The 14,453-nt window shown below is 70.2% G+C and carries 17 protein-coding genes; all 17 read right to left on the reverse strand.

Translation table 11 applies throughout. The features are described 5' to 3' along the window. Positions 1–13 precede the first annotated feature (13 nt). The 17 genes from HUA76_RS38830 to fabG all read right to left on the reverse strand — a co-directional run bounded on the left by HUA76_RS38830 (position 14) and on the right by fabG (position 14,450). On the reverse strand, positions 14–1,990 hold the full coding sequence (locus tag HUA76_RS38830) for a HEAT repeat domain-containing protein (protein WP_174463730.1): 1,977 nt from the start codon (positions 1,988–1,990) through the stop codon (positions 14–16). Continuing rightward, a complete protein-coding gene (locus HUA76_RS38835) occupies positions 1,987–2,376 on the reverse strand; it encodes a hypothetical protein (RefSeq protein ID WP_141644346.1) in 390 nt (129 codons plus the stop codon). Before HUA76_RS38835 ends, HUA76_RS38830 begins: the two co-directional genes overlap by 4 nt. 11 nt (positions 2,377–2,387) lie before the next feature. Next, positions 2,388–2,912: a chemotaxis protein CheW gene (locus HUA76_RS38840; protein ID WP_141644347.1), complete on the reverse strand. Its 525-nt coding sequence runs from the start codon at positions 2,910–2,912 to the stop codon at positions 2,388–2,390. Further along, positions 2,909–3,475: a chemotaxis protein CheW gene (locus HUA76_RS38845; RefSeq protein ID WP_141644348.1), complete on the reverse strand. Its 567-nt coding sequence runs from the start codon at positions 3,473–3,475 to the stop codon at positions 2,909–2,911. The genes HUA76_RS38840 and HUA76_RS38845 overlap by 4 nt, the downstream gene beginning before the upstream one ends. Positions 3,476–3,509: 34 nt before the next feature. Then, positions 3,510–5,831, reverse strand: a complete 2,322-nt coding sequence (locus HUA76_RS38850) for a chemotaxis protein CheA (RefSeq protein ID WP_174463731.1) — start codon at positions 5,829–5,831, stop codon at positions 3,510–3,512. Beyond that, positions 5,828–6,202: a response regulator gene (locus tag HUA76_RS38855; protein WP_141644350.1), complete on the reverse strand. Its 375-nt coding sequence runs from the start codon at positions 6,200–6,202 to the stop codon at positions 5,828–5,830. Before HUA76_RS38855 ends, HUA76_RS38850 begins: the two co-directional genes overlap by 4 nt. A 58-nt stretch (positions 6,203–6,260) precedes the next feature. Beyond that, complete coding sequence (locus tag HUA76_RS38860) at positions 6,261–6,752, reverse strand: M17 family peptidase N-terminal domain-containing protein (protein WP_174458878.1); 492 nt, start codon at positions 6,750–6,752, stop codon at positions 6,261–6,263. Positions 6,753–6,787: 35 nt separating this feature from the next. Then, positions 6,788–7,210 (reverse strand): transcription antitermination factor NusB, encoded by a 423-nt coding sequence (gene nusB / locus HUA76_RS38865; protein ID WP_141644352.1) that lies wholly within the window; start codon positions 7,208–7,210, stop codon positions 6,788–6,790. Positions 7,211–7,212: 2 nt separating this feature from the next. Further along, positions 7,213–7,719: a 6,7-dimethyl-8-ribityllumazine synthase gene (gene ribH / locus HUA76_RS38870; RefSeq protein ID WP_141644353.1), complete on the reverse strand. Its 507-nt coding sequence runs from the start codon at positions 7,717–7,719 to the stop codon at positions 7,213–7,215. A gap of 39 nt (positions 7,720–7,758) precedes the next feature. Continuing rightward, on the reverse strand, positions 7,759–8,421 hold the full coding sequence (locus HUA76_RS38875; RefSeq protein WP_141644354.1) for a riboflavin synthase: 663 nt from the start codon (positions 8,419–8,421) through the stop codon (positions 7,759–7,761). Between the two features lie 128 nt (positions 8,422–8,549). Next, positions 8,550–9,713: a bifunctional diaminohydroxyphosphoribosylaminopyrimidine deaminase/5-amino-6-(5-phosphoribosylamino)uracil reductase RibD gene (gene ribD / locus HUA76_RS38880; protein WP_141644355.1), complete on the reverse strand. Its 1,164-nt coding sequence runs from the start codon at positions 9,711–9,713 to the stop codon at positions 8,550–8,552. Between the two features lie 11 nt (positions 9,714–9,724). After that, the gene (gene nrdR / locus HUA76_RS38885; protein ID WP_141644356.1) at positions 9,725–10,228 is read right to left on the reverse strand and encodes a transcriptional regulator NrdR; all 504 of its coding nucleotides are present in this window, start codon (positions 10,226–10,228) and stop codon (positions 9,725–9,727) included. Positions 10,229–10,259: 31 nt separating this feature from the next. Then, a complete protein-coding gene (gene glyA, locus HUA76_RS38890; protein ID WP_174458879.1) occupies positions 10,260–11,516 on the reverse strand; it encodes a serine hydroxymethyltransferase in 1,257 nt (418 codons plus the stop codon). Between the two features lie 38 nt (positions 11,517–11,554). Beyond that, positions 11,555–11,998: a ribose 5-phosphate isomerase B gene (rpiB, locus tag HUA76_RS38895; RefSeq protein WP_141644358.1), complete on the reverse strand. Its 444-nt coding sequence runs from the start codon at positions 11,996–11,998 to the stop codon at positions 11,555–11,557. 19 nt (positions 11,999–12,017) lie between these two features. Beyond that, the gene (fabF, locus tag HUA76_RS38900; protein WP_174463732.1) at positions 12,018–13,271 is read right to left on the reverse strand and encodes a beta-ketoacyl-ACP synthase II; all 1,254 of its coding nucleotides are present in this window, start codon (positions 13,269–13,271) and stop codon (positions 12,018–12,020) included. An 84-nt stretch (positions 13,272–13,355) separates the two neighbouring features. Then, positions 13,356–13,598: an acyl carrier protein gene (acpP, locus tag HUA76_RS38905; RefSeq protein WP_141644375.1), complete on the reverse strand. Its 243-nt coding sequence runs from the start codon at positions 13,596–13,598 to the stop codon at positions 13,356–13,358. 105 nt (positions 13,599–13,703) lie between these two features. Then, complete coding sequence (fabG, locus tag HUA76_RS38910; protein ID WP_141644360.1) at positions 13,704–14,450, reverse strand: 3-oxoacyl-[acyl-carrier-protein] reductase; 747 nt, start codon at positions 14,448–14,450, stop codon at positions 13,704–13,706. Positions 14,451–14,453 lie beyond the last annotated feature (3 nt).

Consider the following 14,453-nt stretch of genomic DNA (forward strand, 5'->3'; position numbering starts at 1 on the left):
CCGTGTCCCTCTCTCAGCGCCGAGCCAGGCGCTCCACCGCGTCCGACAGCGCCTGTCGAGCCAGGACGTCCGACTCCGCCTCCAGCGCCCGCTGGGTGGGGCCCAGACACTCCGGCCCTCCCGAATCTCCCAGCACCCGCGCCGCCGCCGCGCGAACGTCCCAGTGCGGATGCTCCAGCAGCGACACCGCCAACGACACGCCCTCCCGAGACACCGCTCCCGCCGACAGCACCGCCTTCACCACCTCCGCGTCCGGATGACCCGAAGCCTCTCTCAACACGCGCTCACCCACTCGCCCAAGCCGCGACAACGCGCGCACCGCCGCCACCGCGAGCGCTCCGTCGGGATGGCGGACCAGCGGCTCCAGTTCGGTGACACGGTCCATCGCGCCACTCTCACCCACCGCCTCCACCGCCGCCCGTCGCACGGAGGACTCCTCGTCCTGGAGCGCGGAGCGCAAGAGCGCCCCCGCCTCCGTGCCGCCCAGTCTTCCCATGGCCCGCGCGCCCGCGGCTCGCACCGGCGCGGCCTCGTCCGCGAGCGCCGCCCGCGCCAGCTCGCGTCCCACCCCGCCGTCCACCTCGCCAGCGACTTCCACCGCCGCCGCCCGCCACCGGGGGTCCACGTCCCGCGCCAGCTTGCGCAGAGAAGGCAACGCGGGGGCGCCACCCACCCGGCCCAGCGCGGCCACCGCCACCGGCGTCGCCCGACGAGCCACCGCATCCTCCAGGGCCGCGAGCACCGCCCCGCGACAGCTCCCCGCGAGCACGCCCAGCGCCCGCGTCGCCGCGCCCGCCGTCACCGAGTCCCTCAGCAAGTCGACCAGGGGGCCCGCCGCTTCCGATGAGCGCGTGCGCCCCAACGCCCGCACCACCACGCCGCGCAAGTCGTCCTCCGCCCACTCCAGCAGCGCGCACAGCGGCGTGACGGACGTCGCATCCACCAGGTCCACCAGCGCCTCGGCCGCCGCGGCCCTCGCGGGCGCGGACAGGTCCGACATCGCCGCGAGCAACGTGCGCCCACCCTCCGCGCCCAGCCGTCCCAGCGTGCTCAGCACGTCCCGCAGCAAGCGGTCCTCGCGCGCCGCTTCGGCCACGGGCACGGCCAGGGACGCCTCGCCCAGCGCGGCCACCGCCAGCAGCGCGCCCGCGCGCACCGTCACGTCCTCCGACTCAAGCGCCTGCGCCAGCCGAGCCACCGCGTCCGGCAACCGCCGCAGCGCCGCGCGGATGACGGCCTCCAACTCGCAGCGCCGCGCGGGCTCCACGAGCGACGCCTGCGTGCCCAGTGCCGCCAGCGCGGCCTCGCGCACCGAACGGGTGGCCGACTCCAGCCCCAGGCACAGCCGCTCCGTGGCCGCCACCTGCGGAATGAGGCCCAGCGCGCGGAAGGCACTGCGCCGCAGCCGCGCGTCGTCCAGCAGCGCCACGACCACCGGCAGCGGCGGCGGACGGCGCAGCAGCACCAGTCCCTCCAGCGCGGACAGGCGCAAGAGCGGCTCCGGGTCCCCCAGCAGTCGCTCCAGCGCGCGAGCGCCGTGCTCACTGCCCACGCGGCCCAGCGCCTCCGACACGGCCACGCGCACGTTCAGGTCCGGGTCCTCCAGTGCCTGGACCAGCGGCGCCTCCGCCACGTGAAGTCCGAGCTGCCCGAGGATGTCCGCCGCGAACTTGCGCTGGTCCGGGTCCGCGTGTCCCAGCAGCTTCACCAGGGGCCTCAGGGCTGGAAGGCCCAGTCCCACGAGCGCCTCGGCCGCCGCGTTGCGAGCCCCCGTCTCACCGCGCTCGCCCAGGACCCCCACGAGACGGAGGGCCACGTCCTCGGGCGCGGCCAACCGCTGGAGCCCCTCCGCCGCCGCGTGGCGCACGCGCCAGCTCTCGTCGTGCAGCCCCGTGAGGAGCACGTCCAGGATGCCCTCGCCACGCGGGTCCAACTCCTGGAGCGCGCGGTAGCGCTCCTCCTCCGCGGGAAAGACGGGCAGGTGGCTCATGAGGCGAGGACCCGGTCGGAGCCTTCCTGCGCATAGAACCAGATGGCGTAGATGCCCAGGCAGGTGCCCAGCGGGAAGTTGAACAGCCCGACGATTCCCAACACCAGCGCGAGCACCCGCGACCATCCGCGCCGCTTCAACAAGCCGATGCCGGCGATGACGCCCGGCAGGCCGAAGGCCAGGACGCACGCGCTGATGCCGCCGCCGAAGAGCCAGTAGCTCGCGCGGTCCTCGGCCAGCGACGACTCGCTCACCATCATCGCCCCGGCGAACGCGAAGAAGACGGCCAGGCCGACGCCCACGAGCACCGTCAGCGCGTTGATGGCGATGAACGCGATGCCCAGGATGCGGCGGTGGTTGTCCAAGTCACTGCGCTGCAGGTCCATCGTCACCCTCCTCACTTCGACGGGCGCACCGCTTCGCGCTCCAGCTCCATGCGCAGCAACGCCTTCAAATCGAGCAGCAACCGCAAGCGGTCCGGTGGGCCGCACACGCCCACCACGAAGGGCGAGCGCCCCGACACCCTCAGCGCGGGCGCGGGCTTGATGTCCCCCCGGCGAACCCGCAGCACCTCGGCCACCCGCTCCACACGCACCGCCACCCGCCGCGCGCCCAGTCGACACACCAGGAGCCGTGCCTTGCGCGACTGCACCGAAGGTTGTCCCTGGAGCCTGAAGCGCAGATCCACCACGGGAAGGATGACGCCCCGCAGGTGGAGCACGCCCTCCACGAACGAAGGGGCATGCGGAATGGGCGTCACGCGCTGGAGCGGCAGCACTTCTTCCACCCGCTGGATATCCAGCACGTACTCCTCTTCACCCACGAAGAAGGCGCACAGCTGAACCACGGTGTCCGACTGCTCACCGGGCGCATCCGGTGCCCCCGAGGGGTGGCGCGCCAACAGGTTGACCGAGTCCTTCATGGCGTCAGTGCCTGTTCCGGGTCCAGCAGGATGTACAGCGAGGGCCCGCGTCGACCGATGCCCACGACACAGTCCTTGTCTCCCAGGCGCAGGCCGGGCGGCGGCGGCTCCAGCATGGAGGGCTTGAGCTTCACCACGCCGGACACGCTGTCCACCCACACCCCCGCCGGCCCCGTCTCCGTGCGCAACACGAGGACGCGCGCATCCCGGGGCGGCGCGGGCGCATCCGGCCCCGCGACCAGGGGCACACGCTCCGTCAGCCCCAACCGGACCTTGATGTCGTACGCGGGCAGCAGCTCTCCGCGCAGGTTCATCACCCCGAGCAGGTGGGGCTCCGCCCTGGGAATCTCCGTCAGCGGGGGCACCTTGGAGATTTCGCGCACGAGGCGGATGGGCACCGCGTACGACTCTCCCTCCAGCAGGAAGGACAGGTACTCCTCCGGGACTTCCTCGGGCGTGGAGGAGGCGACGCCGTCACTGCCGGCGGCGAAGTCCTGCAGGCCGCTGACGTCCTCGTCCGGACGGAAGAAGAAGTCGTCGAGCAGTTCGGCGAACCGGGACACAGTGGGTGAGGATAGCAGCCGGCCAAGGCGAGCGTCAGGCCCGCCTTCGCTCCAGGGCCAGTCCCTCTTCCAGCAGGTCCGCCACGTCCAGCACCAGCACCGGACGCCGGTTGCCCAGGTCCGTGGCGCCGGAGATGCCCCGGACGGACTGCAACCTGCCGCCCAGGGGCTTGGTGACGATGTCCTGCTGGCCGTGCAGCTCGTCCACGGCGATGCCCAGCCGCTCCTGCGCCAGCCCCACCACCACCACGAAGTAGCGGCTCACCGGACGCTCCGGCAGGCCGAACAGCCGTGACAGCCGCACGAAGGGCAGCGTCTGCCCGCGCACGTCCAGCACCTCGCGCCGCTCCAGGGTGCGGATTTCCCGGGGCTGGACGGAGAGGATTTCCAGCACGCTGTTCAACGGCACCGCGTACGTGCGGGCGCTCACCCCCACCACCAGCGCGCGGATGATGGCGAGCGTGACGGGCAGCGTCAGGTGGAAGGCCGTGCCCTTCCCGCGCTCGCTCCACACGTCGATGATGCCGGAGAGGTTGCCCAGGTTGTTCTTCACCACGTCCAGGCCCACGCCTCGGCCGGACAGCTCGGACACGCTGCGCGCGGTGGAGAAGCCGGGCAGGAAGATGAGGTTGAGCAGCTCCCGGCGGCCCATCTCCTCCGCCTGGGCGAAGGTGATGAGGCCTCGCGTCAGCGCCACCTCGCGCACGCGCAGCTCGTCGATGCCCGCCCCGTCGTCACTCACCTCGATGACGACGTGGTTGCCCTTCTGCTCCGCCCGCAGCGCCACCACCGCGCGCCGGGGCTTGCCCGCCGCCAGCCGCATGTCCGGAGACTCGACGCCATGGTCGATGGCGTTGCGGATGAGGTGCATCAGCGGGTCGCTCAGCTCCTCGACGATGAGCTTGTCCAGCTCCACCTCGCCGCCGCCGATGACGAAGTCGATTTCCTTGCCCGCCTCGCGGGTGATGCGGCGCACCAGCCGGGCCAGCTTGTCGAACACCTGACCCACCGGCACCATGCGCGCTTCCAGCAGGCCCTCCTGCAAGGCCTCCAGCTTGCGCTCCAGGCCCCGCGTCTCGCGCGCCAGCTCCTGGCCGAACAGCTTCGACAGGGGCACCACGCCCTCCTGCCGCGCCGACTCCGCGAGCCGCTGGAGGCTGGCCTTGATGAGCAGCAGCTCGCCCACCATGTTGATGAGGCCATCCAGCTTGCCGATGTCCACCCGCACCGTCTGCGTCAACGAGCGCAGCGACGGCTCCGTCGCGACGGGAGGCGCCGCCACGGGCGTCACCGCGCGGCCGGGCGCACGCCCTCCCGGCCCCTGCAGATACGTCACCAGCGAAGGGCCCGACGTGCCCGCGGCCTCCGCGCTCCCCCCGGTCTCCCCCAGCTCCGTGTCGGAGTCCGGGTCCGTGAAGGGGTGCGACGCTCCGTCTTCCATCGCGCCGCGCGCGCCCTGCTTCGTCCCGCCTGTCTTCACGGGAGACGCGCCCCCGACGGAGGCCTCGGGCGCGGAGGCGACGCCGATGGCCCCCAGGACGATGGCGGGCGACTCGGTGGCGCGAACCAGCGCCTCGGCGGAGCGGGTCGTCGCGCTGGGCGCCGCGGGCCGCACGGCGAGCGGTGACAGCTCCGCGGGCGTGCCCTTCAGCCCCGACTCCAGCTCCGTCCTGGAGACCTGGGCGCCGAAGATGAGGTCGAAGGCGATGCCATGCGCGCCGCCCGGCTGGGCCGAAGGCAGCGTGCTGATGACCTCTCCCAGGGGCTTGAGGCGCGTGTTCAGGTCCGCCAGGCCCTTGTCGAAGTCGGACAGGTCGAACGCGGCGCGCACGCGCCACAGCGCCACGCCCCGGCGCACATTCTCCCGGAGCCGGTGCTCCTCGTACTCGGTGAAGACGGAGCGCACCTGCGCCTCCAGCTCCAGCCGCTCCAGCGGGTCCTCGTCCTGCGCGACGGACACCTCGCCCAGCTGCCCCAGCCGCTCCGCCATGCCATCCGCGCGACGGGTGAGGCCATCCGACTCCGTGCCCCGCGCCGTCTCCGCCAGCAGCGCCTGGAAGGCGTCCAGCGCCTCAATCAGCGTGTCGAGCACCGCGTCGTTCAAGTGCAGCTTGCCCAGCCGCAGCCTGTCCAGCAGGTCCTCCGTGCCATGCGCCAGCCGGGAGATGCGCTCCTGACCGAACAGGCCCGCCAGCCCCTTGAGCGAGTGCGCCGCGCGGAAGATGCCGTTGACGCGCTCGGGGTCAGCCTCCTGGCCGCGCCGCTCGTCCAGCACGAGCAGGTCCTTGCCCAGCGCCTCCAGAATCTCGGTCGCCTCGGCCACGAACTCGGCCAGCGCCTTGCTCGGAGGACTCACGGCAGCTTCAGGTACCGGCGCAGAAGCCCTTCCAGGCTCCCCGGTTGGAACGGCTTGACCAGGTACTCCGCGGCGCCCAACGCCATGCCCCTGTCGCGGTCCTGGTCGCGCCCCTCGGTGGTGATGATGAAGAGCGGAACGTCGCGGTAGTTGGGGTTCTTCTTGACGAAGTTGATGAGCTCGAGCCCGTTGATGTCGGGCATGTTGATGTCGGTGATGATGAGGTCGAAGCGGTGGCGCGGCAGCAGCTTCAGGGCCTCGAAGCCGCTCGAGGTGACGACGGCCTCGATGCCCTCCACGGCCTCCACGGTCGACGCGATGTACTCGCGCGACGCCTTGGAGTCCTCGACAATCAGCACCTTGACACGCATGTGCGCACGCCCCGGACGGTCCCCCATGCTAACAGAAGCCCTGCCCGGTCGCTGTGCTTCAGCCCTTCCTGCCTGGTAGGAGCCGGACGAGCGCCTTGTCCATCAGGAGGGCCACCCGTCCGCCCTTGAACGCTGGGACGAAGCCCTTCTGGAAACCCTCCACCCGGGCCGCGTCATCCACCGAACCTCCGGCGGGAATCTCCAGCGCCACCGACGCCACCTTGGCCCGGCTGAGCACCGTGCCCGCCCCGGCGAGCGCCTCCTGAAGTCCCTCCGCGTCGAGCTGACGACGGGCCCCCAGGCCGACGACGAAGATGCGCGGCACCTCCAGCTTCCCGTCCGAGGGCAGCAGGAGCCAGTCGTCCTTCGCGCCGGAGAAGAAGCCGCCCTTGAGCACCCGCGACAGCACGCCACACAGGCGCCAGTCCACGTAGCCCGCGGTCGCCGGCAGGGGCCGGTCGTCCTCGGCCACGAACAGACACAGGGCGTCCACGCCGCCAAGCGAGTCCAGCCCTTCCATCCCGATGTCGTGCGTCGTCGTCTGGCTCACGGCGCGTCCCTTCTTCCGCTCGAGGCTCCGGCAGCTCAGGCCTTGTTCAGCGCCACGGCGACACGGTCCAACAGGCCGTTGACGAAGGCGCTGGACTCCTCCGTCCCGAAGTTCTTCCCCAGCTCCACCGCCTCGTTGATGGTCACCTTGCGAGGGATGTCCGGACGGTACTTCAGCTCGAAGATGCCCACGCGCAGGACGTTGCGGTCGATGCGCGACATGCGGTCCAGCCGCCAGTTGTGGCTGTGTGACTCGATGAGCCGGTCGATTTCCGCGCGGTGGGCCTGCACGCCCTCCACCAGCTCGCGGGCGAACTTCACCGCGTCCGGCTCGCGCTTCTCCTCGTCCGACGCCGTCCAGGCCGACTCCAGGGCGTCATTCACGGACGCGCCCGCCGCCATCTCCAACTGGTAGAGCGCCTGCAACGCCCGCTCACGTCCCGTTCTGCGCGCGCCCATGACTACCCCTTCCTCGACGCGTCGAGCGTGGCCAGCTTGCCGTACAGGTTCACCATCTCGATGCACGCCAGCGTGGCCTCGGAGCCCTTGTTGCCCGCCTTCACGCCGGCCCGGTCGATGGCCTGCTCCACCGTGTCACACGTGAGCACGCCGAACGTGACGGCCGCCGGGGGGCTTGCCGCCGCGGCGCTGAAGGCCACCGCGCCAATGCCCTTGGCGCACTCGCCCGCGACGTAGTCGAAGTGAGGCGTGCCACCCCGGATGACGGCGCCCAGGACGATGACTCCCGCGTACTGGCGCGACTCCGCGACGCGGCGCACCAGCCCGGGCAGCTCATAGGTGCCGGGGCAGCGGTACACGTCCACGTCCGCGTCGGCCACGCCGTGACGCACCAGGGTGTCGACAGCGCCCTTGGCCAGCTCCTCGGTGATGAAGCCGTTGAAGCGGGCGACGCAGATGGCGAAGCGGCCCTTGGGGGGGAGGAAATCACCTTCGATGTAGCGAGGCATGCGGGGCTTCCTACACCACCCAGGCTCCGGCGTCGCCTGCTACGGCGTCCCGAAGCCTGCTGCCCGGACGGCCGCCTCGGACACCCCTCCCGGGCCTGGAGCGCCCGCCTGCCCCCTCTGGAGCAGGTACAGGCGCGCCACGTACTTCCCAATGGGGTCCGCCTCCAGGTTGACCCGGGCGCCCACCTTCTTGGCCCGCAGGGTGGTGCGCTCCTGCGTCTCCGGAATCAGCTGGACGCTGAAGCGGTCCACGCCCACGGTGTTGACGGTGAGACTGATGCCGTCGATGGCCACCGAGCCCTTCTCGATGAAGTACGGCGCCAGCGCCTCCGGCAGCCCGAAGACCATCACCCACGAGCCGCCCTCCGGGTAGGTCTCCAGCACCGTGCTGACGCCGTCCACGTGCCCGGAGACCAGGTGCCCGCCCAGCCGGTCCCCCAGCGCCAGGGCCCGCTCCAGGTTGACGCGGTCTCCCGGCCGCACGGCGTCCAGCGTGGTGCGCCGCAGCGTCTCCGGCGCGGCCTGCACGCGGAAGGCTTCGCCCGTGCGCTCCACCACCGTGAGGCAGGCGCCATCCACGGCGATGGACTCGCCCAGCGCGAAGTCCCGCGCGCCCAGCGACGTGCGAATCCACAAGTCCGTCATCCCGCCCGGAATGACGCGCTCCACCCCGCCGATGTCCTGAATGAGCCCGGTGAACATGACGGGGCTTATAACGGACCCGCCGTCTCGACGCCCACGGACAACCGGGGCCCCCGGCGTGTCCTCCATTCAACGGCCCCTTTACCGGGCCTCATGCATGAGGCCTCGGGCGGAAGCTCGGAGGGGGCCTACAGCAGCGCCTGGAGCAGGATGTCCTGCCCGTGCTGCTCGAAGGTGAGGTCCTTGACGGAGAGGGCCTGGGTCATCTCCTTCACGCCCAGGTCGCCCGCCCAGGACATGCCCTGGCGGCCCAGCAGCTTGGGGGCGAGGAACAGGGCCAGCTCGTCCGCCAGGTGCTCGCGCAGGAAGCTGCCGTACATCTCCGCCCCGCCCTCCACGAGCACGTGGTTGAGGCCGGACTTGCCCAGCCGGCGCAGCAGGGCCTTCAGGTCCACCCGGTCGCCCTTCTTGCGCAACTGCCACACCTCCACGCCCTGGGCCAGGAAGCGCTTCGCCTTGCGCCCCTCCGGGTCCTCCAGCGTGGCGATGATGGTGCGCGCGGGGCTCTTCTGGGTGAAGACGGTGTAGCCGGGCGACAGGCGCAGGTGGCTGTCCACCACGACGCGCAGCGGGTCCTTGCCCTTGCCGCCGGGCAGCCGCGTGGTGAGCTTGGGGTCGTCGTGGCGCACGGTGTTCGCGCCCACGAGGATGACGTCCACGTTGTCGCGCAGCCGGTGCACCCACTCGCGCGCCTTCTCGCCCGTCACCCAGCGCGAGTCCCCCGTGGCCGTGGCCAGCTTGCCGTCCAGCGTCGCCGCGGCCTTCAGCGTCACCCAGGGCATGCCCGTGCGGATGGACTTGAAGAAGGGCCGGTTGAGCTTGTCGGCCTCCTCCTGCAGCACGCCCGTGACGACCTTCACCCCGGCACGGCGCATCCGGGCCACGCCCTTGCCGCTCACCTTGGGGTTCGGGTCCGAGGAGCCGGTGAAGACGCGGCGCACCCCGGCCTCGATGATGGCCAGGCTGCACGGCGGCGTGCGGCCGTAGTGGTCGCACGGCTCCAGCGTGGAGTAGAGGTCCGCGCCCCTCGCGCGGGAGCCGGCGGCCTCCAGGGCCACCACCTCCGCGTGCGCGGTGCCCGCCTTCTTGTGGTAGCCGCGGGCGATGATGCGGCCGCCCTTCACCAGGACGGCGCCCACCACCGGATTGGGGCTGGTGCGGCCCAGGCCCTTGGCGGCTTCCTCCAGGGCGATGCGCATGAAGAACTCGGCCACGGCGCGGTCGAAGTCCGCCGCCCGTTTCGCCCGGGGCGCCCTGGTGGCTTCCAACCTGGCCCGCGTGAGCAGCCGCATGGTGTGTCCCCTCAGCTCCCCCGGCCCGGCGCGAGGGGCGGCTTCGCCTTGCGCTCGCGCTCCTGGTCCTCGAGCAGGTCCTTCAGCTCGTGCATGAACTCGGAGATGTCCCGGAAGCTCCGGTACACGGACGCGAAGCGCACGTAGGCCACCTCGTCCATTTCCTGGAGCCGGCGCATGACCTCCTCGCCGATGACGGACGAGTTGATCTCCTTCTCGCCCATGCCCTGCAGCAGCCGTTCAATGGCCACCACTGTCTCCTCGAGCTGATCCACGGACACCGGCCGCTTCTCACACGCCTTCTTCAGCCCGGAGACGATCTTCTCACGGTCGAACGCCTCGCGCCGGCCGTCCTTCTTCACGATGAGCGGGTAGAGCTCCTCCACCCGCTCATATGTCGTGAAGCGGCGCTTGCAGGCCAGACACTCGCGGCGCCGCCGGATGACGGAGCCCTCGTGCGACTCGCGAGAGTCGATGACCTTGTTTTCGGCATCCTGGCAGAACGGGCAGCGCATGGAGACGGAGCGAGGCTCCTGGTCCCTTCGATTACTTGAGCCGCGAGGCGTACAGGGGGAAGCCCTGCGCGAGTTCCTTCACCTGTCCGCGAATGCGGGCCAGCGCCGCGTCGTCCTGGGCCGAGTCCAGCGCGGCGCCAATGAGCTTGCCCACCGTGGCCATCTGCGCCTCGCGCATGCCGCGCGTGGTGATGGCCGGAGTGCCCACCCGGACGCCCGACGTCACCATCGGCTTCTCCGGGTCGAACGGAATCATGTTCTTGTTCACGGTGATGCCCGCCTTGTCGAGCACCGCCTCGGCAACCTTGCCCGTGAGATTCTTGGGCCGCAGGTCCACCAGCATCAGGTGGTTGTCGGTGCCGCCAGAGGTCAGCCGCAGCCCGGCGGACTTCAACGCCTCCGCCAGCGCCTGCGCGTTGGAGACAATCTGGCGCTGGTACGTCTTGTACTCGGGCGTCAGCGCCTCGCGGAAGGCCACCGCCTTGCCGGCGATGACGTGCATCAGCGGACCGCCCTGGATGCCGGGGAAGATCTGGCTGTTGATGGACTTGGCGTAGGGCTCGCGGCCCATGACCAGGCCCCCGCGAGGACCGCGCAGCGTCTTGTGCGTGGTGCTGGTGACGATGTCCGCGAAGGGCACCGGCGAGGGGTGCACGCCCGCGGCGACCAGGCCCGCGATGTGCGCCATGTCCACCATCATCGCCGCGCCAACCTCGTCGGCGACCTCGCGGAACTTCGCGAAGTCCAGCGTGCGCGGATAGGCGCTGGCGCCCACGACGATGACCTTGGGCTTGTGCTCGCGCGCCAGGGACTGCACCTGCGCGAAGTCGATGGTCTCCGTCTCGCGCGTCAGGCCGTAGTGGACGACCTTGTAGAGCTTGCCGGAGAAGTTGAACGTGGCGCCGTGCGTGAGGTGGCCGCCGGAGTTCAAATCCAGCGACAGCATGGTGTCGCCCGGCTTCATCAGCGCCATGTACGCGCCCATGTTCGCCTGGCTGCCGGAGTGCGCCTGCACGTTGACGAAGTCCGCGCCGAACAGCTGCTTCGCGCGGTCGATGGCGAGGTTCTCCACCACGTCCACCACCTCGCAACCGCCGTAGTAGCGCTTGCCGGGGTAGCCCTCCGCGTACTTGTTGGTGAGCACGGAGCCCACCGCCTCCATGACAGCGGGGCTGACGAAGTTCTCGGAGGCGATCAGCTCCAGACCATCTTCCTGGCGCTGCGTCTCGTCGTGGACGGCCCGGAAAATCTCGGGGTCCACGTCGGCCAGAGTGCGGGTGTTCTCCATGGCGGCTTTCCTCTCGACAACGGGTACCGCGACGGCCACTAGCCCTGGGACTCGGCCTCGCGAATCATCTGCACGCGCCGCTCGTGGCGACCGCCCTCGAACGCGGTGCCGAGGAACGCCTCCAGGATGGCCCGGCCCACGCCGGAGCCCACCACGCGCTGGCCCAGGCACAGCACGTTGGCGTCATTGTGGGCCCGCGCCATGCGCGCCTCGAACTCCGTGGTGCACAGGGCCGCTCGGATGCCCCGGTGCTTGTTGGCGACGATGCTCATGCCAATGCCGGTGCCACACACCAGCACGCCCAGGGTGGCCTCACCGGACGTCACCGCCCGGGACACCCGGGCCGCGAAGTCCGGGTAGTCCACAGAGTCCCGCGCGAACGGGCCCACATCCTCGTGGGCCACGCCGCGCTCCTTGAGCGCCGCCACCAGTTCCTGGCGGAGCTCCAGGCCCGCGTGGTCCGAAGCAAGAATGACTTTCACGCGGGTCTCCTTCGGCCACCTAGAAGCGCTTGAACAGCAGCACCGCGTTGGTGCCACCGAATCCAAACGAGTTGCTCATCACCGCGTCCACCTTGGCCTCGCGGGCCGCGTTGGGCACGTAGTCCAGATCACACTCCGGATCCGGGCTCGTCTGGTTGATGGTGGGAGGCAGGATGTTGCGCGACAGCGCCAGCGCGCTCACCACGCCCTCGTATCCACCCGCCGCGCCGAGCATGTGGCCCGTCATGGACTTGGTCGACGACACCGCCACCTTGCGGGCGTGGTCCCCGAACACGGCCTTGATGGCCTTCGTCTCGTTCGCGTCGTTGAAGGGAGTGGAGGTGCCGTGGGCGTTGATGTAGCCCACCTGCTCCGGGTTCATCCCCGCCGACTGGAGCGCCAGCCGCATGCAGCGCGCCGCACCCTCGCCTTCCGGCGCCGGCTGCGTCACGTGGTACGCATCCGAGTTGGCGCCATAGCCCACCAGCTCCGCGAGAATCTTGGCACCGCGCTTCTTCGCGGCCTCCAGCTCCTCGAGGATGAGCATGCCCGCGCCCTCGCCCATGACGAAGCCGTCACGGTCCTTGTCGAACGGGCGGCTGGCCGCGGCCGGGGCATCATTGCGCGTGGACAGCGCCTTCATCACCGAGAAGCCACCCAGCCCCAATGGGGTGATGGCCGCCTCGGCGCCGCCGGCGATGGCCGCGTCCGTTTCGCCCAGCTTGATGGACTTCCAGGCCTCGCCAATGGCGTGGGCGCTGGTGGCACAAGCGGACACCGGAGCCCAGTTGGGCCCCTTGCAGTTGTAGCGCATGGAGATGAGGCCAGGCGCCATGTTGACGATCATCTGGATGATGAAGAAGGGCGACAGCCGGTCAAACCCCTTCTCCAGGCCCTTGCGGTGCTGCTCCTCCAGGGAGGAGATGCCGCCAATGCCCGAACCCACGATGACGCCCACCCGCTCTGGCGTGTAGCCATGCGGCACGTCCGGGCCCACGGGAAGCCCCGACTCCTCCACCGCCATCGCCGCCGCGGCCATGGCGTACTGCGCGTAGAGGTCCATTCGGCGCACTTCGCGCCTGTCGATGAACTTCTCCGGCTCGAAGTCCTTCACCTCGCCGGCGATTCGCGTGTCGATCTTCTTGGGGTCGAAGCGCGTGACGAGGGAAATGCCTGAAGTGCCGGCAAGCAACGCCTGCCAGTTCTTCTCGGTTCCTGTACCCAGTGCCGAGATGAGCCCGGTACCGGTGATGACGACTCGACGGTGTGACACGGTCCTCTCCGGTGGCGCCTGGGACGCCGGGGACGCCGCGCTGGACGCGGCGTCTCCCCGCCCCCCGGCACGCCGTGGTGCTGCCTACTTCTTGTGGGTGGTGATGTAGTTGATGGCGTCGCCGACGGTCTTGATGTTCTCGGCCTCCTCGTCGGGGATCTCGACCTCGAACTCCTCTTCCATCGCCATCACGAGCTCCACGATGTCGAGGCTGTCGGCGCCAAGGTCCTCGATGAAGGAAGACTCGGGCTTGATCTCATCCTCTCCCACCCCGAGCTGATCGGCGATGATGCCCTTGACCTTGGTCTCAATTGCGGACGTCGACATAAGTGCTGAACCCTCCAGGAACCAGATGTAGGCCCGGAAGGCTTCCCGAGCCCTGTCGAAAGCCGGCGCGGTATATCCCACGCACGCCGGCAATCCAACCTTGGGTTACATGTACATGCCGCCGTTGACCTTCAGGACCTCGCCGGTGATGTAGGACGAAGCGTCACCTGAGAGGAAGAGAACGGCCTGGGCCACCTCCTCCGGGTTGCCCAGTCGTCCCAGCGGGATGCCCTCCGTCATCTTCTGGCGCAGGTCGTCATTCAGGTGGGCCGTCATGTCCGTCCCGATGAAACCCGGGGAGACGGCATTGACGCGGATGCCTCGGCTGGAAAGCTCTCGGGCCACCGTCTTCGTCAGACCGATGAGTCCTGCCTTTGCCGCCGAGTAGGCCGCCTGTCCGGGATTGCCCATATCCCCCACGACGGAGGTGATGTTCACGATGGCACCGCCCCGCTGCTTCATCATGGGACGGCTGGCCGCGCGGATGAGGGCGAAAGGCCCCCGCAGGTTGGTGTCCAGCTGCTTGTCCCAGTCCTCGTCCTTCACCCGCATGACCAGGCCGTCCACCGCCATGCCGGCGTTGTTGACGAGCACGTCCAGCCGGCCGTGGGCCTTGACGATGCCCTCCACGGCGCTCGTGCAGGCGGCGGTGTCGGACACGTCGAAGCGCAGCGACTCCGCCTTCGCGCCCTCGGCGGTGAGCAGGCCCACCGTCTCCTGGGCCGCCGCCTCGTTGCCCGCATAGCTGATGATGACCGTGGAGGCGCCCGCCTTCGCGAAGGCCACCGCGCACGCCCGGCCGATGCCGCGCGAGCCACCCGTCACCAACACCACCTTGTCCTTGAAGCTCATGCG

This window comes from Myxococcus sp. CA056, assembly GCF_013336715.1.
Taxonomy (GTDB): domain Bacteria; phylum Myxococcota; class Myxococcia; order Myxococcales; family Myxococcaceae; genus Myxococcus; species Myxococcus llanfairpwllgwyngyllgogerychwyrndrobwllllantysiliogogogochensis.

Bases quoted from the DNA above. Each gene is read 5' to 3' on its own strand.
- HUA76_RS38830 (WP_174463730.1), bottom strand. From the start codon at position 1,990: ATGAGCCACCTGCCCGTCTTTCCCGCGGAGGAGGAGCGCTACCGCGCG.
- HUA76_RS38835 (WP_141644346.1), bottom strand. From the start codon at position 2,376: ATGGACCTGCAGCGCAGTGACTTGGACAACCACCGCCGCATCCTGGGC.
- HUA76_RS38840 (WP_141644347.1), bottom strand. From the start codon at position 2,912: ATGAAGGACTCGGTCAACCTGTTGGCGCGCCACCCCTCGGGGGCACCG.
- HUA76_RS38855 (WP_141644350.1), bottom strand. From the start codon at position 6,202: ATGCGTGTCAAGGTGCTGATTGTCGAGGACTCCAAGGCGTCGCGCGAG.
- nusB (WP_141644352.1), bottom strand. From the start codon at position 7,210: ATGGGCGCGCGCAGAACGGGACGTGAGCGGGCGTTGCAGGCGCTCTAC.
- ribH (WP_141644353.1), bottom strand. From the start codon at position 7,719: ATGCCTCGCTACATCGAAGGTGATTTCCTCCCCCCCAAGGGCCGCTTC.
- HUA76_RS38875 (WP_141644354.1), bottom strand. From the start codon at position 8,421: ATGTTCACCGGGCTCATTCAGGACATCGGCGGGGTGGAGCGCGTCATT.
- ribD (WP_141644355.1), bottom strand. From the start codon at position 9,713: ATGCGGCTGCTCACGCGGGCCAGGTTGGAAGCCACCAGGGCGCCCCGG.
- nrdR (WP_141644356.1), bottom strand. From the start codon at position 10,228: ATGCGCTGCCCGTTCTGCCAGGATGCCGAAAACAAGGTCATCGACTCT.
- glyA (WP_174458879.1), bottom strand. From the start codon at position 11,516: ATGGAGAACACCCGCACTCTGGCCGACGTGGACCCCGAGATTTTCCGG.
- acpP (WP_141644375.1), bottom strand. From the start codon at position 13,598: ATGTCGACGTCCGCAATTGAGACCAAGGTCAAGGGCATCATCGCCGAT.
- fabG (WP_141644360.1), bottom strand. From the start codon at position 14,450: ATGAGCTTCAAGGACAAGGTGGTGTTGGTGACGGGTGGCTCGCGCGGC.